The sequence below is a fragment of the Shimwellia pseudoproteus genome (assembly GCF_016415625.1).
GTDB classification, from domain to species: domain Bacteria; phylum Pseudomonadota; class Gammaproteobacteria; order Enterobacterales; family Enterobacteriaceae; genus Shimwellia; species Shimwellia pseudoproteus.
Genome location: NZ_WBXP01000007.1, coordinates 104,226 through 122,781 on the forward strand (window position 1 = coordinate 104,226; position 18,556 = coordinate 122,781).

Consider the following 18,556-nt stretch of genomic DNA (forward strand, 5'->3'; position numbering starts at 1 on the left):
ACCGTGATAGTTCAGTGACGAATAATCATCCTAAACATAAGCATGCGTTATCAACAGGGAGAGTGTCTATGACGTATAACCAGAAAGTCTATGGCGCAATCAGCTTACTGCTGCTGTTTTTCTGGGGGAGCATTGCTGGCGGGATTTTTCTCCTGCTCTGCCGCTAGTTTTCCGGGATAAAAAAAGCGAGCTTACGCTCGCTTATTGACACCCGTAAGGGTTATTTTTTTGCCGCAAAACGGGCGGCGGCTTCGTCCCAGTTCACGACATCCCAGAAGGCTTTGATGTAGTCCGGACGACGGTTCTGGAATTTCAGATAGTAAGCGTGTTCCCACACATCCAGGCCAATAATCGGGAAACCGGAAACGCCGGAAATCGCGTCACCCATCAGCGGGCTATCCTGGTTTGCGGTGGACACCACAGCCAGTTTGTCGCCTTTCAGCACCAGCCAGGCCCAGCCAGAGCCGAAGCGGGTCGCCGCGGCTTTTTCAAATTCAGCTTTGAAGGCATCAACAGAACCAAAGTCACGCTCAATGGCGGCTTTCAACTCGCCCTGCAGTGTGGTGCCGATTTTCAGCCCTTTCCAGAACAGGCTGTGGTTAGCATGGCCACCCGCATTGTTACGCAGCGCGGTTTTTTTATCTGCTGGCAGCTGATCCAGTTTAGTGATCAGTTCTTCGGCGGACAGGCTGGCGAACTCCGGCAGGCTTTCCAGCGCCGCATTGGCGTTGTTCACGTAGGCCTGGTGGTGCTTAGTATGGTGGATTTCCATGGTCTGTTTGTCGAAGTGCGGCTCCAGCGCATCATAGGCGTACGGCAGGGATGGCAGGGTATAGCTCATAATCGTCTCCAGTATTATTGGGCGGCAGAGATTGTTAACGCCGCGTATGAAGTCAAGCCATTATAGTTATTTAAATGATATTGAAAATGATTATCAATGCCCTATTTTTAATAAGGTTATCACTTTCCTGCCCATCGCCATATTTGTGAGCTTTCGCACGGGATCCCTGCGCTTTTTGCCAGCCAGGAGAACCAGGCGGCAACGGTTCAAAGGTTATCTGGTTGACGAATTTTTACACTCATCGTAACGGGGTTTATCGCCCCGATCCCTTCGACACATGAGGATCTAAGGATGAGTAACGCAATTACGATGGGTATTTTGTGGCATCTCATTGGGGCAGCCAGTGCGGCCTGTTTCTATGCCCCGTTTAAAAAAGTACAACAGTGGTCATGGGAAACCATGTGGTCCATTGGCGGGGTGGTCTCCTGGATTGTCCTGCCCTGGGCAATCAGCGCGGCGCTGCTACCGCATTTCTGGGATTACTACGCCTCATTTAGCGCCGCCACCCTGTGGCCGGTGTTTTTATTCGGCGCCATGTGGGGCATCGGCAATATTAACTATGGGCTGACCATGCGCTATCTGGGCATGTCGATGGGCATCGGCATTGCCATCGGTATTACCCTGATTGTCGGCACCCTGATGACCCCGATCCTGAACGGCCAGTTCGGGGTTCTGGTGGGGACCCCCGGCGGCCAAATGACACTGCTCGGGGTCTTTATCGCCCTGATTGGGGTGGCCATAGTGACCCGCGCCGGGCAGTTAAAAGAACGCAAAATGGGCATCAAAGCCGAAGAGTTCAACCTGAAAAAAGGGCTTATCCTTGCCGTCATGTGCGGGATTTTCTCCGCCGGGATGTCCTTCGCCATGAGTGCCGCCAAACCGATGCATGACGCCGCCGCCGCCCTCGGGGTGGATCCGTTATATGTGGCGCTGCCAAGCTATGTGGTTATCATGGGGGGCGGGGCGGTGATTAACCTCGGCTACTGCTTTATTCGCCTGGCCCGGATGCCGTCCCTGTCGGTGAAGGCGGACTTCTCACTGGCCAAACCGCTTATCATCACCAATGTGCTGCTCTCCGCCCTCGGCGGCCTGATGTGGTACTTGCAGTTTTTCTTCTATGCCTGGGGCCACGCGCGTATTCCGGCCCAGTACGACTATATGAGCTGGATGCTGCATATGAGCTTCTATGTGCTGTGTGGTGGCCTGGTCGGGCTGGTACTGAAAGAGTGGAACAATGCCGGGCGCCAGCCGGTGCGGGTGCTGAGCCTTGGCTGTGTGGTGATTATTATTGCCGCTAACGTTGTCGGGCTGGGGATGGCCAACTGATCTTGCGCTCCTTGCGATTAACACGCCCATGCCCCGCATGGGCGTTTTTTATGGCGCCGCGCTCAGGCCAGCGGGTAGCCCGGTGCTGTGATTCTGGCGCCACTGCCGGGGCGTGATGCCGGTCTCCCGGGTAAACACCACGGAAAAATAGTTACTGTCCTCAAAGCCGCAGCGGGTGGCAATATCGCTGATCAATAACCCGCTGTGCTGGAGCAGATACTGGGCGTGGCAAATGCGCAACTGGCGTAAATAACCGGGAATATTCATTCCGGTTTGCTGGCGAAACTGCTGGCGCAGCGCCCGCTCGGTACAGTGGTGATGCGCACAAAACTGTGCCAGATCGAAGCCGCTGTCCAGGCTGGTTGCCAGGGCGGCAATCAGCGCCTCAATTGAGCCGCGCTCTTCCGGTTCCGGGGCCTGGGCAGGGATATAGCGGTGACGATAGAGCGCGATGGTCAGTTGCAGAAACAGGGACTCGATCATCACGCTGCCCCACTCCCCGGCGCTGCTGGTCTCCTGCTCTAGTTGGGTTATCAGCGCCCTGGCCTCAGCCATCCCCCGCCCGGTTAAGCGCCAGTCCGGCCGGTAAGCGCGGTTATCCAGCCCCGGCAACAGGCGGCCCCAGTCTGCCGATAGCGTCAGCATCCCCGGGCAGTACATGATGTTTTGCAGGACCAGATTATTCACCGAGGTATAGCTGTGTTTATCCGCCGCGCGAATATAAAACAGATCCCCCCGGGTAATCCGCCAGGGCCGCCCATTCAGCACATGCAGCCCGTTACCGCGCAACACCATCACCAGCTCATTAAAGTCGTGGCTGTGTTCAACAAACACATCCTGCGGATAGCGCCCGGCAACCGCCACCGGGAAGGCGGCGTTGGGGAAAAAGTCAGCTTTATGCAGAATAAGTGGGGTCATGGCCTGTACTCGGTGGTGAGATCACCCGCAGTGCCGCAGCGCTGCCGGATCAGGAGCCGGTCATTATTTTCTTTTTCGGGCGAAAAAACAGTGAATTGCCTCGCGAATCACCCAGTGCCCCGCTATTGCAGCGTGCTGTCGCGCCCCTGGCGGACATCCCGGGGGGACCAGCTAAACTCGCGCTTAAACAGGGTGGAAAAGTGGTTGCTGTCGCCAAACCCGCACTGAAACGCGATATCGGTAACGCTCTGTTCGCTGTGGCGCAACAAGTGGTGTGCCTTGCCCAACCGCAGGCGGTTAAGAAAGCGCTGCGGGGTGAGCCCGGTGCGCTGCTTTAACTGGCGGTGCAGGGTACGTAACGACAGGGAGAAATGGCTCGCCAGATGGTCCCAGCAAATCTCTTCCGCAAAGTGCGCCTCCAGCCAGCTCAACAGCTGGTTCAGCCGGCCATCACTCCCGGTAACGTCATCTGCCAGGCTCCCCTGGCGTAATAACAGCAGCAACTGCATAAACAGCAGCTCGCGGTTAGCAACGCCCTGGAGCTCACTGTTCTGGTCCTGCCGGGCCAGTTGGCTGGTCAGGGCGCGTACCTGCTGCAAAATAGTCTGGCTAATACGCCAGTGAGAGGGATAACAGCCATCCTGCTCCTGGGGTAGCAGTTTCTCCAGCCCGGACAAGAAGCTAAACCCATCCGGGGAGCGGTACAGCACGTTGATCAGACACAGATTGTCAGTATGTTCATACAGGTGCCGGTCGTGATCGCGCACAAAGCAGACCGATCCCCCGCTCAGGGTGTAGGGCTGGCCGTTGAAAATGTGGGTACCGGTACCGTGTTCAACAATCACAATTTCAAAAAAGTCATGATCATGCTCAGGGAACTGGCCCTGTGGCTGGCGTGGTTCTATCGCCACACTGCTGCCACCCGCCGGGAAGAAATCAAACCCATGTAACTGTGTCATCGCTATAACCCCGCCACCGGAAATGTCCTCTGATAGTAGAGAAGCCGCCGGCTTACAGCCTTAAAGTTTTGACACTAATGGGCGCAAAAACTGCACGTTTTTCAAGAAGTGACCGGAAATATCGGGAAATGCGGCGGCTATCACACGGGGTTATCAGGGGGCAATGGGCCCCTTCGAAAGCAATCTGTGAAACGGCTCACGCTTACCTTTGGTTTCCTGCCAGCGCCGTTTAGGGGCTGTCATTAGTACGAAGGTCAATCCCGGCCCTGGCCCCTAGACTGGCAGGCAATGATTTCGGGAGGAGCCACCCATGACTGTTCGCCACTGTGTTGCTGTTGATTTAGGTGCCTCAAGCGGCCGCGTAATGCTGGCCCGTTACGAGACGACCACCGGCAACCTTACTCTGCGGGAAATTCACCGCTTTCCTAACGGCCTGCATCAGGTCAACGGCCAGGACACCTGGGACGTGGACGGCCTGGAGCGTGATATCCGCCTCGGGCTTACCCGGGTCTGCGATCAGGGCATCCTTATCGACAGTATCGGTATTGATACCTGGGGCGTGGACGTGGTGCTGCTGGATGAACACGGAGAGCGGGTCGGCCTGCCGGTCGCCTACCGCGACAGCCGTACCGATGGGGTGATGGCCCGGGCCTGTCAGGCCCTGGGCCGCCAGGGGATTTACCAGCGTACCGGTATCCAGTTTCTGCCGTTTAACACCCTGTACCAGTTGCGCGCCTTCAGCGAGCAGCAGCCCGCCCTGCGGGAGCGGGTCGCCCATGCCCTGCTGATGCCGGACTATTTATGCTACCGGCTGACCGGGGTGATGAACTGGGAATACACCAATGCCACCACCACCCAGCTCGTGAATATCAATACCGATAACTGGGATGAGGAGCTGCTGGCCTGGGCCGGTGTACCGCGCCGCTGGTTAGGCCCCCCCACCCACCCGGGCAATGTGGTGGGTTACTGGATTTGCCCGCAGAACAACCGTATTCCGGTGGTGTCGGTGGCCACCCACGACACCGCCAGTGCGGTGATTGCCGCCCCGCTGGCAGACCCGCACGCGGCTTACCTCTCCTCCGGTACCTGGTCGCTGATGGGGTTTGAAAGCAAAACCCCGTACACCAGTCCCCAGGCGCTGGCGGCCAATATCACCAACGAAGGCGGGGCCGAAGGGCGTTACCGGGTGCTGAAAAATATTATGGGGCTGTGGCTGTTACAGCGGGTGATCGCCGAGCATCAGATAACGGACATTGCGGATCTGATTGATAGCGCCTGGCAGATCCCGGCCTGCCGCTTTACCATCAACCCTAACGACGATCGGTTTATCAACCCTGACAATATGAGCCAGGAGATCCAGGCCGCCTGCGCACAGGCAGATCAGCCGATTCCCCGCAGCGCAGCAGAACTGGCGCGCTGTATTTTCGACAGCCTGGCACTGCTGTATGCCCGGGTACTGAAAGAGCTTGCCGCCCTGCGCGGCCACCCTTTTACCCGCCTGCATATTGTTGGCGGCGGCAGCCAAAATGCGCTGCTCAACCAGCTCTGTGCCGATGCCTGTGGCATCCCGGTACTGGCTGGCCCGGTGGAGGCATCCACCCTCGGCAATATTGGCATTCAACTGATGTCCCAGGACTTACTGCGGGATGTTGACGCCTTCCGCCGGGTGGTGTGCCACAACCACAGTCTGACCACCTATTCCCCTGATCCTGATAGCGAAATTGCCCGCGTTGTTGCGCAGTTTCCGCAGAACCGTCAAACCAAGGAGCTTTGCGCATGAGCACTCAACTTGAACAAGCCTGGCAACTGGCCAAAAAACGCTTCGCCGACGTCGGTGTCGATGCCGAACAGGCCCTGCAACAGCTGGATCGCCTGCCGGTCTCGATGCACTGCTGGCAGGGCGACGATGTCGCCGGTTTTGAAAATCCGCACGGTAATCTAACCGGCGGTATCCAGGCCACCGGTAACTATCCGGGCAAAGCGCGCAATGCCACTGAGCTGCGGGCAGATCTTGAACAAGCCCTGAGCCTGATCCCGGGGCCGAAGCGCCTCAACCTGCACGCTATTTATCTGGAGTCTGACACCCCGGTTTCCCGGGATAAGATCCAACCCGTACACTTTAAAAACTGGGTCGACTGGGCCAAAAAACATCAGCTGGGGCTGGACTTTAACCCCTCCTGTTTTTCCCATCCCCTGAGTGCGGACGGTTTTACCCTGTCCCACGCGGACCCGAAGATCCGTCAGTTCTGGATAGACCATTGCAAAGCCAGCCGCCGGGTATCGGCGTACTTCGGTGAGCAACTGGGCACCCCGTCGGTGATGAATATCTGGATCCCGGACGGCATGAAAGATGTCACCATCGACCGCCTGGCCCCGCGCCAGCGCCTGGCGGCCGCCCTGGATGAGGTTATCAGTGAGCCGCTCAACCCGGCACACCACATTGATGCGGTAGAGAGCAAATTGTTCGGTATCGGCGCGGAAAGCTACACCGTGGGCTCGAACGAGTTCTATATGGGTTACGCCGCCAGCCGCCAGACCGCCCTGTGCCTGGATGCGGGCCACTTCCACCCTACGGAGGTCATTTCCGACAAGATCTCCGCCGCCATGATTTACGTGCCGCGCCTGCTGTTACACGTCAGCCGCCCGGTGCGCTGGGACAGCGACCACGTCGTGCTGCTGGATGACGAAACCCAGGCCATCGCCAGTGAGATCGTGCGCCATGACCTGTTTGACCGGGTGCATATTGGCCTCGACTTTTTCGATGCCTCAATCAACCGCATTGCCGCCTGGGTGATTGGCACCCGCAATATGAAAAAAGCGCTGCTGCGTGCCCTGCTGGAGCCAACGGATCAGTTGCGCAAACTGGAAGCCTCCGGGGACTACACCGCCCGCCTCGCCCTGCTGGAAGAGCAAAAATGCCTGCCGTGGCAAGCGGTCTGGGAAATGTACTGCCAGCGCCACGATGTCCCGGCCGGGAGCGAGTGGCTTGGCAACGTACGCCACTATGAACAAACCATCCTCAGCCAGCGCGGCTGATAGCCATTACCACTCGCCACACCGCCGGGCCGCCCGCCCGGCTTAACAGGATGAAGACAATGCACACTATTCTCGATGCCTGGTTTGTCCAGGGGATGATCAAAGCCACTTCTGATGCCTGGTTAAAAGGCTGGGATGAGCGCAATGGCGGTAACCTGACCCTGCGCCTTGACCCGCCGGACATCGCCCCGTATACGGCAGATTTCCACCGCGAACCGCGCTATATCCCGCTGAGCCAGCCCATGCCGGATCTGGCTAATACCCCGTTTCTGGTCACGGGTTCTGGTAAGTTCTTTCGCAATGTAGCGCTGGCGCCCGCCGCCAATATTGGCGTAGTGCAGGTGGACAGCGACGGCGCCGGTTACCATATCCTGTGGGGCCTGGAAGGGGACGCGGTTCCCACCTCAGAACTGCCGGCGCATTTTCTGTCCCACTGCGCGCGCATCAAGGCCACCGGCGGTAACGACCGGGTTATCATGCACTGCCACGCCACCAACCTGATTGCCCTCACCTATGTGCTGGAAAACGACACCAACCTGATTACCCGCAAGTTGTGGGAAGGCAGTACCGAATGCCTGGTGGTCTTCCCGGACGGCGTCGGCATTCTGCCGTGGATGGTACCGGGTACCGATGATATCGGCCAGGTCACCGCCCGGGAGATGGACAACCACGCCCTGGTATTGTGGCCGTTCCACGGAGTATTCGGCAGCGGGCCAACCCTGGACGAGGCTTTTGGCCTGATTGATACCGCCGAGAAATCCGCCGAAATCCTGGTGAAAGTGCTGTCCATGGGCGGCATGAAGCAGACCATCACCCGGGAACAACTGGCCGCCCTGGCGGACCGCTTCGGGGTTACCCCGCTGGCCGGGGCCCTGGCCCTGTAATCAGACAGCCCAGGCATTCACAGAAGGAACGATGCAATGAGCTTTACCCTTGCCCTACCCAAAATCAGCCTGCACGGCGCGGGCGCTATCGGCGATATGGTGAAACTGGTCTCCGGCAAACAGTGGGGCAAGGCCCTGATTGTCACCGACGGCCAACTGGTGAAACTGGGGCTGCTGGACAGCCTGTTCAGCGCCCTGGCCGGGCACCAGATGGACTACCACCTGTTCGATGGCGTCTTCCCGAACCCCACCGAAGCCCTGGTACAGCAAGGCTTCCTGGCGTATCAGGACAACCACTGCGACTATATTATTGCCTTTGGCGGCGGCAGCCCGATTGATACCGCCAAAGCCATTAACATCCTCACCGCCAACCCGGCCCCGTCCACCCGCTATGCCGGGGTGGGCAAGGTGGCCCATCCCGGGGTGCCGCTGGTGGCAATTAACACCACCGCCGGTACCGCCGCGGAAATGACCAGTAATGCGGTGATAATCGACAGCGAACGCCGGGTGAAAGAGGTGATTATCGACAGCCATATCATCCCCGATATTGCCGTTGACGATGCCAGCGTGATGCTGAACATCCCGCCGGCGGTGACCGCCGCCACCGGCATGGACGCCCTGACCCACGCCATTGAGGCGTATGTCTCCCTCGGGGCGCACCCGCTCACCGATCCCAGCGCCCTAGAAGCTATCCGCCTGATTAGCCGCTGGCTGCCCGAGGCGGTGGACAACGGCCAGTGCCTGGAGGCCAGGGAAATGATGGCCTGTGGCCAGTATCTCGCCGGCATGGCGTTTAACAGCGCGGGCCTGGGGCTGGTGCACGCCCTGGCCCACCAGCCTGGTGCCACCCATAACCTGGCCCACGGGGTCTGCAATGCTATCCTGTTGCCGGTGATTGCAAGCTTTAACCGCCCCCGGGCCGTGGCGCGTTTTGCCCGTATTGCCGGGGCGATGGGGGTGGATACCACCGCGATGGATGATGAGCAGGCCAGCTACGCCGCCATTGCGGCAATCCGCGCCCTTGCGGCCCGGGTCGGCATTCCTGCGGGGTTCAGCCGCCTTGGGATCACCGCCGGGGATATCGACGGCTGGCTGGATAACGCCCTCGCCGACCCGTGCGCCCCCTGTAACCCGCGCAGCGCCAGCCGTGAAGAGGTGCGCGCCCTGTACCTGGAGGCGCTGTGAGCCAGCAAAAATTACTCCGTAAAGCGTTTGTGATGCAGGTGAACCCGGATGCCCATCAAGAATATCAGCGGCGTCATACGCCGATTTGGCCAGAGCTGGAGGCGGTACTTAAACAGCACGGTGCTCATCACTATGCTATTTATCTCGATGCTGAACGCCACCTGCTATTTGCCACAGTAGAGATAGAGTCCGAGGCGCGCTGGAACGCGGTGGCACAGACCGAGGTCTGCCAGCGCTGGTGGAAATATATGCGCGATATTATGCCGGCGAACCCGGACAACAGCCCGGTCAGCGCCGGGCTGCAGAACGTGTTTTATCTGCCATAAACCCGCGCCTTCTCAGGCAGCAGATTGCGCTGCCTGAGAAGGGCCCCGCTAGTTCTGCTCTGCCACCAGCAGCGCGTAAGTGTCCGGCTCAAGGGCTTTAAACATATGAGTCTGGTCTGCCGGATAACAAATATAATCCCCTTCACCCAGTTCCTCCGGCGCCCCAATAAGGCCCACCAGCGCCCGCCCGCGGGTAACGATAATATGCTCAACGGACCCGGCAGGGTGCGGCTTTGAGATCCGGTCCGCCCCGGGCTGGGTGATCAGCAGATACACGTCGCGCCGGGCCCCAGGGGGCACGCCGCCAGCAGGATCGCTTCATAATTAGCCTGCCCGGCGACGACTTTGGTGCCTTCACCACGGCGGATCACCTGGGTGGTGGGCTGCTGTGGCTCCAGCAGGCGCGCAAATGGGATATCCAGCGCCACGCACAGTGACCATAATGTTTCGAGGCTCGGGTTACCGTTGCCCCCTTCCAGCTGGGACAGGGTGGATTTAGCAATGCCCGCGCGGCGCGCGACTTCACCAAGGGATAATCCGGCCCGGGTACGCTCACGCACCAGACTTTTGGCAATTAAGGCAATCGGCTGTGCCATAACGTCTCCTGAACGTCCCGTTCACTACATTTTTCATGCAATGGAGTGTTCGATATAACGAACGATACGTTCATCTTGATAATCAGTTCAACTATGTTCATTATAATGGAACATCGTTCGATATGGCGAAACTATTATGCCCACTTCCCGGTTTTCATCTTTAAGCAGCACCACGGTAAAAGCCATTGCCCTGGTCTGCCTGGCCATTGCCATCACTGGCGCCTCTTATGGTTCCCTGGCGGCGGCTTACGGCTTCCCGCTCTGGGTGCCGTTTATGCTGTCTGTCTGTGTCCTCGCGGGGGCCTCAGAGTTTATGTTTATCGGCATTGTCGCCAGCGGCGGCCATCCCCTGGCGGCTGGCCTGCTGGTCAATGCCCGCCATATCCCTTTTGGGGTCACGGTACGTGAGCTGGTCGGCAAGGGCGCGACCGGCCTGCTGGGCTGCCATATTATGAACGATGAAAGCGTGGTCTTCGGGCTGGCCCAGGCAACAGCAGAGCGGCGTAAAGCGGCCTACTGGTTATGCGGCCTCGGGGTAGCCATTTGCTGGCCCCTGGGGGCGGTGCTGGGGAGCGAAATCGGCAGAATGCTGCCGTCGCCGGAGGCCATCGGCCTGGATGCGGTGTTCCCGGCTATCCTGCTGGCGCTGGTGTTACCCGCGTTGCGCAATAAAACCACCCGCGTGCGCGCCGCAGGCGGCGCTGCGCTAACCCTGGCGGCGGTGCCTCTGCTGCCGGTTGGGCTGCCGGTGCTGGTGTCGCTGTTCGGTTTAGGGCTGAGGAAAAAATAATGGCCAGTAGTGGATTAATTCTGATCGGTATTGCGGTACTGGGGGCAGGCACCTATTTGATGCGCTTTGGCGGGGCAATGCTGGGCAGTAAGCTGGCGCTCTCTGCCCGTTCGCAGGCGCTGTTAGCCGATGCCGCCACCACACTGTTGTTTGCGGTAGCGCTGTCTACGGCGCTGTACGAAGGGGGACATTTTGCCGGGGCCGCCCGGGTGTCCGGGGTGGCGGTGGCGCTGTTTTTAGCCTGGCGCAAAATGCCGCTGATTGTGGTGATTGTTACCGCTGCCGTTGTCACAGCGCTGCTGCGCCTGGCGGGGATCCACTAAACAGGGTAGCGATGTGCGCCACCCATAAAAAAAGCGCCCTGAGGCGCTTTTTTCGCAGATGATGCGGACTTATTTGGTCAGTTCAGCCGTCATATGTACCTGGTTACCGGTGTAAGCTTCGGTAATGCGATAAGAAGATGCACCAGCGGCTTCGGCTTTAGCGGCGATTTTTGCTTCTGCGCCGTCAAGGGTAGAGGCGGTTGCGGTAACGCTCTGGCCAGCGAAAGCACCAAAAGCAGCGGTAAGCGCGATAGCAGCAACAAAAGTTTTGATAGTTTTCATGGTCTGTATCCTGTGTTTATCTGTTCGGAGAAAGGCGCCGTGCCTTTGATGAGATAAATAGTAGATCCAGATCACATTCAATAATAGTGGAATAGTTTGCTTTACATAATCAAATAAATTGAATGAGAGATTTTATTCCGATCAATAACCACACAAATGTTACAGTTTGAAATAAAAAGCCATAAACCAGCGTAATTATCAGCATAACAAACTAAAAAGCCACCAATGACACGAAACGATCAATGGTGGCAAAGCGGATTAAACGTGCTTTTTGTCTGCGGGGGGAGGTTGCGCAATAGATAATTAAGCGATCAGCCGCTGAGGATGGGTATACACCATCGCCCGACCTGGCCGACAAAATCCCACCAGCGTCAGGTTACAGCGCTGGGCCACCTCCACCGCCAGCGATGTCGCCGCAGAGACAGCGAACAGAATTTCGACCCCACACATAGCGGCCTTCTGCACCATTTCATAACTGGCCCGGCTGGAGACCAGCACCGCCCCTGCGGGCCACTGTGCCTGGCTGCGCTGCCCCAGTAACTTATCCAGCGCCACGTGGCGGCCAACATCTTCATGGCCCCCGCTCACCTGGCCCTGCGCATCCAGCCACACCGCCACATGGGTACAACCGGTTAACTGACCCACCGGCTGGAAGTCACGCAGCGCGCTCAGGCCGTTATCCAGCTGGGCGAGGGGAAACTGCTGCGTGAACGGTAATGCCGGGATTGGACGCACCACATCATCCAGTTGCTCCACGCCGCAGATACCGCAACCGGTACGGCCCGTTAACGCCCGACGGCGTTCTTTCAGCGCCATAAAGCGGCGGCTGGACAGCTCAATCTGCACTTCCAGGCCCGTATTGCAGGTGGGTACCACCTCCATACCGTAAATCTCTGCCGGTGAGCGAATAATGCCTTCGGAAAGGGAAAAACCCAGCGCAAACGCCTCAAGATCTTTCGGCGACGCCATCATCACCACATGGGAAATGCCGTTGTAAACCAGCGCCACGGGCACCTCCTCTGCCAGCCAGTCCTGGTGGGGTTGCACCAGATCCTGCTTATTCCAGAGGGAGAAGCGCCGCGCGCCTGTGACATTTTGAGCACTTTCAGGCTCACTCAGAGATACATTCTTCACGTTATATTAACCAAATAAGAACAGCCACAATACTCCTGTGGTATTCTGTTAGCATACTCCCTCCGGTTATGGAGGGTTTCTGAGCAGATTTTGAACCTTTGTACTCTACGGTGCAAAGAAAAACAGAACAACGCCTCATGGTGTCGTCCGGGACTACATCAGGATATCTCAGGACACGTCAGAAAGAGCCTGGTAGCCTTCTGTCAGGTCAGGACGCAGCAGGGGCAAGCAATGTGAAAAATGTCGAGACAAGGAGCAATCCATGCAAGTCAGCAGAAGACAGTTCTTTAAGATCTGCGCTGGCGGTATGGCAGGGACTACAGTCGCGGCGCTGGGGTTTGCCCCAGCCACTGCACTGGCGGAGACACGGCAATATAAATTGTTGCGCACCCGTGAAACCCGAAACACCTGCACATACTGTTCCGTAGGCTGTGGCTTACTGATGTACAGCCTCGGTGATGGCGCCAAAAACGCAAAAGCCGCAATTTTCCATATCGAAGGGGACCCGGACCACCCGGTAAACCGCGGTGCGCTGTGCCCGAAAGGGGCCGGTCTGGTGGATTTTATCCACTCCGAAAGCCGGCTGAAGACCCCGCAGTATCGCGCCCCTGGCGCGGACAAATGGCAAGATATCAGCTGGGACGATGCCTTTGACCGCATTGCCAAACTGATGAAAGCCGATCGCGATGCCAACTTCATTGCCCGCAATGAACAAGGCACCACCGTCAACCGCTGGCTCTCCACCGGGATGCTGTGCGCCTCGGCATCCAGTAACGAAACCGGTTATTTAACCCAGAAATTTTCCCGCGCCCTCGGCATGTTAGCCGTGGATAACCAGGCGCGTGTCTGACACGGACCAACGGTAGCAAGTCTTGCTCCAACATTTGGTCGCGGTGCGATGACCAACCACTGGGTAGATATTAAAAACGCCAATCTGATCGTGGTCATGGGCGGTAACGCGGCGGAAGCACACCCGGTAGGGTTCCGCTGGGCCATGGAAGCCAAGATCCATAACGGCGCCAAGTTGATCGTGATTGATCCGCGCTTTACCCGTACCGCATCGGTGGCCGACTTCTATACCCCGATCCGCTCCGGTACTGACATTGCGTTCCTGTCAGGGGTTATTCTGTACCTGCTGACCAATGAAAAAGTCCAGCGCGACTATGTCGAAGCCTATACCAACGCCAGCCTGATCGTGCGTGAAGATTACGGCTTTGAGGACGGGCTGTTCACCGGCTATGACGCGGCCAACCGGAAATATGACAAAACCAGCTGGAACTACGAGCTGGACGAAAACGGCCACGCCAAACGCGACACCACCCTGACCCACCCGCGCTGTGTCTGGAACCTGCTGAAAACCCACGTCTCCCGCTACACGCCTGAGGTGGTGGAAAATATCTGCGGCACCCCGAAAGCGGACTTCCTTAAAGTCTGTGAATTGCTGGCGGAAACCAGCGCCAAAGATAAAACCACCTCGTTCCTGTATGCCCTGGGCTGGACCCAGCACTCCATTGGGGCGCAAAACATCCGCACCATGGCAATGATCCAGCTACTGCTGGGCAATATGGGGATGGCGGGCGGCGGGGTTAACGCCCTGCGCGGCCACTCGAATATTCAGGGGCTGACGGACCTGGGCCTGCTCTCCCAGAGCCTGCCGGGTTATATGACGCTGCCCAGTGAAAAACAGGCCGACCTGCAAACCTACCTTGCCGCCAACACGCCAAAACCGCTGCTGGAAGGCCAGGTGAACTACTGGGGCAACTACCCGAAATTTTTTGTCTCGATGATGAAAGCGTTCTTCGGGGATAAGGCCACCGCAGACAACAGCTGGGGCTTTGACTGGTTGCCGAAGTGGGACAAAGGCTACGATGTGCTGCAATACTTCGAGATGATGCACCAGGGCAAAGTCAACGGCTACCTTTGCCAGGGCTTTAACCCGGTGGCGTCGTTCCCGAACAAAAACAAGGTGATTGCTTCACTGTCGAAGCTGAAATTCCTCGTCACCATCGATCCGCTAAACACCGAGACTTCCACCTTCTGGCAGAACCACGGTGAGCAAAACGACGTTGATCCCAGCACCATTCAAACCGAGGTGTTCCGCCTGCCCTCCACCTGCTTTGCGGAAGAAGACGGCTCCATCGTTAACTCCGGCCGCTGGCTACAGTGGCACTGGAAAGGCGCAGACGCCCCGGGGGATGCCCTGAGCGACGGGGAGATTCTGGCGGGCCTGTTCCTGCGGCTGAAGAAAATGTACGCCGCTGAAGGCGGTGCCTGCCCGGAACAGGTGCTCAATATGACCTGGCACTACAGCACCCCGGAAGCCCCAAGCCCGGAAGAAGTGGCCCAGGAGAGCAACGGCAAGGCGCTGGCGGATATTATCGACCCGGCCACCGGTGCGGTACTGGCGAAAAAAGGCCAGCAGCTCAGCACCTTTGCCCATCTGCGCGATGACGGAACCACCGCCAGCGGTTGCTGGATCTTCGCCGGTAGCTGGACCCCGGACGGTAACCAGATGGCCCGCCGCGATAACGCCGACCCGTCTGGCCTGGGGAACACCCTGGGGTGGGCCTGGGCCTGGCCGCTTAACCGCCGCATTCTGTATAACCGCGCCTCTGCAGACCCCCAGGGTAACCCGTGGGACCCGCAGCGCCAGTTGCTGAAATGGGACGGTGCCAAGTGGGGCGGCGTGGATATACCGGACTACAGTACTGCCGCACCCGGCAGCAATGTGGGGCCGTTTATTATGCAGCCGGAAGGGATGGGCCGCCTGTTCGCCCTCGACAAGATGGCGGAAGGGCCGTTCCCGGAACACTACGAGCCGTTTGAAACACCGCTGGGGACGAACCCGCTGCACCCGAATGTGGTCTCTAACCCGGCGGCCAGGGTGTTTAAAGACGACCTGGAGGCCATGGGGAAAGCGGATAAATTCCCGTATGTTGGCACCACCTATCGTCTCACCGAGCACTTCCACTACTGGACCAAGCACGCGTTGCTCAACGCCATTGCCCAGCCAGAGCAGTTTGTGGAAATCGGCGAGAAACTGGCAGGCAAGCTGGGGATAGCCCACGGGGATACGGTAAAAGTCTCCTCCAACCGCGGCTATATTAAAGCTAAGGCGGTGGTGACCAAGCGTATTCGTACCCTGAACGTCCACGGCCAGCAGGTGGATACCATCGGTATTCCGATTCACTGGGGTTACCAGGGGGTGGCGAAAAAAGGCTTTATTGCCAACACCCTGACACCGTTTGTCGGTGATGCGAACACCCAAACGCCGGAGTTTAAGGCGTTCCTGGTGAATGTGGAAAAGGCGTAACGGAGGCGAATTATGGCTTATCAATCTCAGGATATTATCCGCCGTTCCGCCACTAACGGCTTCACGCCCGCGCCCCGTGCGCGGGATCATCAGGAAGAGGTGGCGAAACTTATCGACGTGACCACCTGCATTGGCTGTAAAGCCTGTCAGGTGGCCTGCTCGGAGTGGAACGACATCCGTGATGACGTGGGGAACAACGTCGGGGTGTATGACAACCCGGCGGACTTAACCGCCAAGTCATGGACCGTGATGCGCTTTTCAGAAGTGGAACAGAACGACAAGCTGGAATGGCTTATCCGTAAAGACGGCTGTATGCACTGCGCTGACCCGGGCTGCCTGAAGGCGTGCCCGTCGGAAGGGGCCATCATTCAGTACGCCAACGGCATCGTCGATTTTCAGTCTGAGCAGTGCATCGGCTGTGGTTATTGCATCGCCGGTTGCCCGTTCGACGTCCCGCGCCTCAACCCGGAGGACAACCGGGTCTACAAATGCACCCTGTGCGTAGACCGGGTTACCGTCGGCCAGGAACCGGCCTGTGTTAAAACCTGCCCGACCGGGGCCATCCACTTTGGCACCAAAGCGGCGATGAAAACTCTGGCCGGGGAGCGGGTTAGCGAGCTGAAAACCCGGGGTTATGAGAACGCGGGTCTGTACGATCCGGCGGGGGTGGGCGGCACCCACGTGATGTACGTGCTGCACCATGCGGACAAGCCGAACCTGTACCACGGCCTGCCGGAGAACCCGGAAATCAGCGCCACCGTGAAGTTCTGGAAGGGGGTATGGAAACCGCTGGCCGCCATTGGGTTTGCGGCAACCTTCGCCGCCAGTGTCTTCCACTATGTAGGTGTCGGCCCGAACCGCGCAGACGAAGAAGAAGACAACCTCCATGAAGAAAAAGACGAGGTGCGCAAATGAGAAAACGTGACACCATCGTGCGCTATACGGCGCCGGAACGCATCAACCACTGGATCACCGCCTTCTGCTTTATCCTGGCGGCGGTAAGCGGGCTGGGGTTTTTCTTCCCGTCCTTTAACTGGCTAATGCAAATTTTCGGCACCCCGCAACTGGCGCGCATCCTGCACCCCTTTGCCGGGGTGGTGATGTTTGCCTCTTTTATCATCATGTTCTTCCGCTACTGGCACCATAACCTAATCACCAGGGATGATATCTTTTGGGCGAAGAATATTAGTAAGATCATCGTTAACGAGGAAGTGGGTGATACCGGCAGGTATAACTTTGGCCAGAAGTGTGTCTTCTGGGCAGCGATAATCTTGCTGGTGTTGTTGCTGGTTAGCGGCGTGATTATCTGGCGCCCCTACTTTGCCCCTGCTTTCTCAATCCCGGTGATCCGATTCGCACTGATGCTGCATTCATTTGCCGCAGTGGCGCTGATTGTGGTTATCATGGTGCATATTTACGCCGCCCTTTGGGTTAAAGGCACCATTACCGCGATGGTGGAAGGCTGGGTACCGACGGCGTGGGCCAAAAAGCACCACCCGCGCTGGTACCGGGAAGTCCGCCAGAAACAGGAAAAGTCATCTGAATGAGTATTCGCATTATCCCGCAAGATCAGTTGGAGAAGAGCGACAAACGCACGGCGGAGATGATTCCGCCGTTGTTATTCCCCGGACTGAAACACCTTTACCACCGCCGGGCTGAGCGCCTGCGTGAGCTGGCCGCCAGCAACCCGCTGGGGGATTATCTGCGCTTTGCCGCGCTGATTGCCCATGCCCAGGAAGTGGTACTTTACGATCACCCGCTGAAAATTGACCTCACGGCGCGAATTGCCGAGGCCGCCGCCGGGGATAAACCGCCGCTGGACATTCATACCCTGCCCCGGGATACCCACTGGCATAAGCTGCTGCATTCGCTGATTGCCGAGCTGAAACCGGAAATGAGCGGCCAGGCGCTGACGGTTATCGAAAACCTCGAAAAAGCCTCCGCCCAGGAGCTGGAAGAGATGGCCAGCGCGCTGTTTGCTTCTGCGTTCGGTAAGGTGAGCAGCGACAAAGCCCCGTTTATCTGGGCGGCCCTGTCCCTGTACTGGGCACAGATGGCCAGCCTTATCCCGGGAAAAGCCCGGGCCGAATACGGCGAACACCGCCAGTTCTGCCCGGTATGCGGCAGTATGCCGGTCTCCAGCATCGTGCAAATCGGCACCAGCCAGGGGCTGCGCTATTTGCACTGCAACCTGTGCGAAACCGAATGGCATATGGTGCGGGTGAAATGCAGTAACTGCGAGCAAACCCGGGATCTGCACTACTGGTCACTGGACAGCGAGCAGTCCGCCGTCAAAGCAGAGAGCTGCGGCGACTGCGGCACCTACCTGAAAATTCTCTATCAGGAGAAAGATCCGGGTGTCGAAGCGGTGGCGGACGATCTGGCCAGCCTGGTGCTGGATGCCCGCATGGAGCAAGAGGGCTTTGCCCGCAGTTCCATCAATCCTTTCCTGTTCCCCGGCGAGGGGGAGTAAGCCATTGCCGCATCCGCGGCGACATTCTAAGAGCGGGCGGCCTTGTGCCGCCCTTCTTTTTGCGCTTTTTCTAAGGAAGGTGCGAACAAGTTCCTGATATGAGATCATCATATTCATCCGGAGCGCATCCCAGAGGGACATCATGAGCCATCAACTCACCTTCGCCGATA

General features: G+C 58.2%; 17 protein-coding genes and 1 pseudogene. 12 read left to right on the top strand and 6 right to left on the bottom strand.

Features of this window, described 5'->3' with window-relative positions; translation table 11 throughout:
• Positions 1-220: 220 nt before the first annotated feature.
• Positions 221-841: a superoxide dismutase [Mn] gene (sodA, locus tag F9C28_RS05150; RefSeq protein ID WP_199014165.1), complete on the bottom strand. Its 621-nt coding sequence runs from the start codon at positions 839-841 to the stop codon at positions 221-223.
• 291 nt (positions 842-1,132) lie between these two features.
• Between sodA and rhaT the strand changes: the two genes are divergently transcribed.
• Positions 1,133-2,167: an L-rhamnose/proton symporter RhaT gene (gene rhaT / locus F9C28_RS05155; protein WP_199014166.1), complete on the top strand. Its 1,035-nt coding sequence runs from the start codon at positions 1,133-1,135 to the stop codon at positions 2,165-2,167.
• Between the two features lie 48 nt (positions 2,168-2,215).
• Here rhaT and rhaR read toward each other — a convergent pair whose 3' ends face one another.
• The gene (gene rhaR, locus F9C28_RS05160) at positions 2,216-3,085 is read right to left on the bottom strand and encodes an HTH-type transcriptional activator RhaR (RefSeq protein ID WP_199014167.1); all 870 of its coding nucleotides are present in this window, start codon (positions 3,083-3,085) and stop codon (positions 2,216-2,218) included.
• Between the two features lie 122 nt (positions 3,086-3,207).
• Positions 3,208-4,044, bottom strand: a complete 837-nt coding sequence (gene rhaS, locus F9C28_RS05165) for an HTH-type transcriptional activator RhaS (RefSeq protein ID WP_199014168.1) — start codon at positions 4,042-4,044, stop codon at positions 3,208-3,210.
• Positions 4,045-4,354: 310 nt separating this feature from the next.
• Between rhaS and rhaB the strand changes: the two genes are divergently transcribed.
• From rhaB to rhaM, 5 genes are read left to right on the top strand one after another with little or no spacing between them, the layout of a single operon-like run.
• Positions 4,355-5,824 carry a rhamnulokinase gene (gene rhaB, locus F9C28_RS05170; RefSeq protein WP_199014169.1) on the top strand — a complete coding sequence of 490 codons (1,470 nt, stop codon included), beginning with the start codon at positions 4,355-4,357 and terminating at the stop codon, positions 5,822-5,824.
• Positions 5,821-7,080, top strand: a complete 1,260-nt coding sequence (locus F9C28_RS05175) for an L-rhamnose isomerase (protein ID WP_199014170.1) — start codon at positions 5,821-5,823, stop codon at positions 7,078-7,080. The genes rhaB and F9C28_RS05175 overlap by 4 nt, the downstream gene beginning before the upstream one ends.
• 59 nt (positions 7,081-7,139) lie before the next feature.
• Positions 7,140-7,964, top strand: coding sequence for a rhamnulose-1-phosphate aldolase (rhaD, locus tag F9C28_RS05180; RefSeq protein ID WP_199014171.1), 825 nt, complete (start codon positions 7,140-7,142; stop codon positions 7,962-7,964).
• Positions 7,965-8,000: 36 nt separating this feature from the next.
• On the top strand, positions 8,001-9,149 hold the full coding sequence (gene fucO, locus F9C28_RS05185) for a lactaldehyde reductase (protein WP_199014172.1): 1,149 nt from the start codon (positions 8,001-8,003) through the stop codon (positions 9,147-9,149).
• A complete protein-coding gene (gene rhaM / locus F9C28_RS05190) occupies positions 9,146-9,475 on the top strand; it encodes an L-rhamnose mutarotase (RefSeq protein WP_332909402.1) in 330 nt (109 codons plus the stop codon). The genes fucO and rhaM overlap by 4 nt, the downstream gene beginning before the upstream one ends.
• Before the next feature lie 48 nt (positions 9,476-9,523).
• Here the strand turns inward: rhaM and F9C28_RS05195 are convergent.
• A pseudogene (locus F9C28_RS05195) lies at positions 9,524-10,071 on the bottom strand (helix-turn-helix domain-containing protein).
• Between the two features lie 136 nt (positions 10,072-10,207).
• Here F9C28_RS05195 and F9C28_RS05200 point away from each other — a divergent pair.
• Both F9C28_RS05200 and F9C28_RS05205 read left to right on the top strand, forming a co-directional pair.
• Complete coding sequence (locus F9C28_RS05200; RefSeq protein ID WP_199014173.1) at positions 10,208-10,861, top strand: AzlC family ABC transporter permease; 654 nt, start codon at positions 10,208-10,210, stop codon at positions 10,859-10,861.
• Positions 10,861-11,184 (top strand): AzlD domain-containing protein, encoded by a 324-nt coding sequence (locus tag F9C28_RS05205; RefSeq protein ID WP_199014174.1) that lies wholly within the window; start codon positions 10,861-10,863, stop codon positions 11,182-11,184. The genes F9C28_RS05200 and F9C28_RS05205 overlap by 1 nt, the downstream gene beginning before the upstream one ends.
• A gap of 69 nt (positions 11,185-11,253) precedes the next feature.
• On the opposite strand, the gene F9C28_RS05210 is transcribed toward F9C28_RS05205, so the two are convergent.
• Positions 11,254-11,466, bottom strand: coding sequence for a YdgH/BhsA/McbA-like domain containing protein (locus F9C28_RS05210; protein WP_199014175.1), 213 nt, complete (start codon positions 11,464-11,466; stop codon positions 11,254-11,256).
• A gap of 303 nt (positions 11,467-11,769) precedes the next feature.
• Complete coding sequence (fdhD, locus tag F9C28_RS05215) at positions 11,770-12,600, bottom strand: formate dehydrogenase accessory sulfurtransferase FdhD (RefSeq protein WP_199014176.1); 831 nt, start codon at positions 12,598-12,600, stop codon at positions 11,770-11,772.
• A gap of 262 nt (positions 12,601-12,862) precedes the next feature.
• Here fdhD and fdnG point away from each other — a divergent pair, with 262 nt between their 5' ends.
• From fdnG to fdhE, 4 genes are read left to right on the top strand one after another with little or no spacing between them, the layout of a single operon-like run.
• Positions 12,863-15,913, top strand: coding sequence for a formate dehydrogenase-N subunit alpha (gene fdnG / locus F9C28_RS05220; protein ID WP_199014177.1), 3,051 nt, complete (start codon positions 12,863-12,865; stop codon positions 15,911-15,913).
• 12 nt (positions 15,914-15,925) lie between these two features.
• Positions 15,926-16,828, top strand: a complete 903-nt coding sequence (gene fdxH, locus F9C28_RS05225) for a formate dehydrogenase subunit beta (protein WP_199014178.1) — start codon at positions 15,926-15,928, stop codon at positions 16,826-16,828.
• A complete protein-coding gene (fdoI, locus tag F9C28_RS05230) occupies positions 16,825-17,460 on the top strand; it encodes a formate dehydrogenase cytochrome b556 subunit (RefSeq protein WP_199014179.1) in 636 nt (211 codons plus the stop codon). The genes fdxH and fdoI overlap by 4 nt, the downstream gene beginning before the upstream one ends.
• Complete coding sequence (gene fdhE / locus F9C28_RS05235; RefSeq protein WP_199014180.1) at positions 17,457-18,386, top strand: formate dehydrogenase accessory protein FdhE; 930 nt, start codon at positions 17,457-17,459, stop codon at positions 18,384-18,386. Before fdoI ends, fdhE begins: the two co-directional genes overlap by 4 nt.
• Positions 18,387-18,556: the final 170 nt, after the last annotated feature.

What these genes read in the sequence shown, in the direction of transcription:
- sodA (WP_199014165.1), bottom strand. Translation starts at nt 841, where the DNA reads ATGAGCTATACCCTGCCATCCCTGCCGTACGCCTATGATGCGCTGGAG.
- rhaT (WP_199014166.1), top strand. Translation starts at nt 1,133, where the DNA reads ATGAGTAACGCAATTACGATGGGTATTTTGTGGCATCTCATTGGGGCA.
- rhaR (WP_199014167.1), bottom strand. Translation starts at nt 3,085, where the DNA reads ATGACCCCACTTATTCTGCATAAAGCTGACTTTTTCCCCAACGCCGCC.
- rhaS (WP_199014168.1), bottom strand. Translation starts at nt 4,044, where the DNA reads ATGACACAGTTACATGGGTTTGATTTCTTCCCGGCGGGTGGCAGCAGT.
- rhaB (WP_199014169.1), top strand. Translation starts at nt 4,355, where the DNA reads ATGACTGTTCGCCACTGTGTTGCTGTTGATTTAGGTGCCTCAAGCGGC.
- F9C28_RS05175 (WP_199014170.1), top strand. Translation starts at nt 5,821, where the DNA reads ATGAGCACTCAACTTGAACAAGCCTGGCAACTGGCCAAAAAACGCTTC.
- rhaD (WP_199014171.1), top strand. Translation starts at nt 7,140, where the DNA reads ATGCACACTATTCTCGATGCCTGGTTTGTCCAGGGGATGATCAAAGCC.
- fucO (WP_199014172.1), top strand. Translation starts at nt 8,001, where the DNA reads ATGAGCTTTACCCTTGCCCTACCCAAAATCAGCCTGCACGGCGCGGGC.
- F9C28_RS05200 (WP_199014173.1), top strand. Translation starts at nt 10,208, where the DNA reads ATGCCCACTTCCCGGTTTTCATCTTTAAGCAGCACCACGGTAAAAGCC.
- F9C28_RS05205 (WP_199014174.1), top strand. Translation starts at nt 10,861, where the DNA reads ATGGCCAGTAGTGGATTAATTCTGATCGGTATTGCGGTACTGGGGGCA.
- F9C28_RS05210 (WP_199014175.1), bottom strand. Translation starts at nt 11,466, where the DNA reads ATGAAAACTATCAAAACTTTTGTTGCTGCTATCGCGCTTACCGCTGCT.
- fdxH (WP_199014178.1), top strand. Translation starts at nt 15,926, where the DNA reads ATGGCTTATCAATCTCAGGATATTATCCGCCGTTCCGCCACTAACGGC.
- fdoI (WP_199014179.1), top strand. Translation starts at nt 16,825, where the DNA reads ATGAGAAAACGTGACACCATCGTGCGCTATACGGCGCCGGAACGCATC.
- fdhE (WP_199014180.1), top strand. Translation starts at nt 17,457, where the DNA reads ATGAGTATTCGCATTATCCCGCAAGATCAGTTGGAGAAGAGCGACAAA.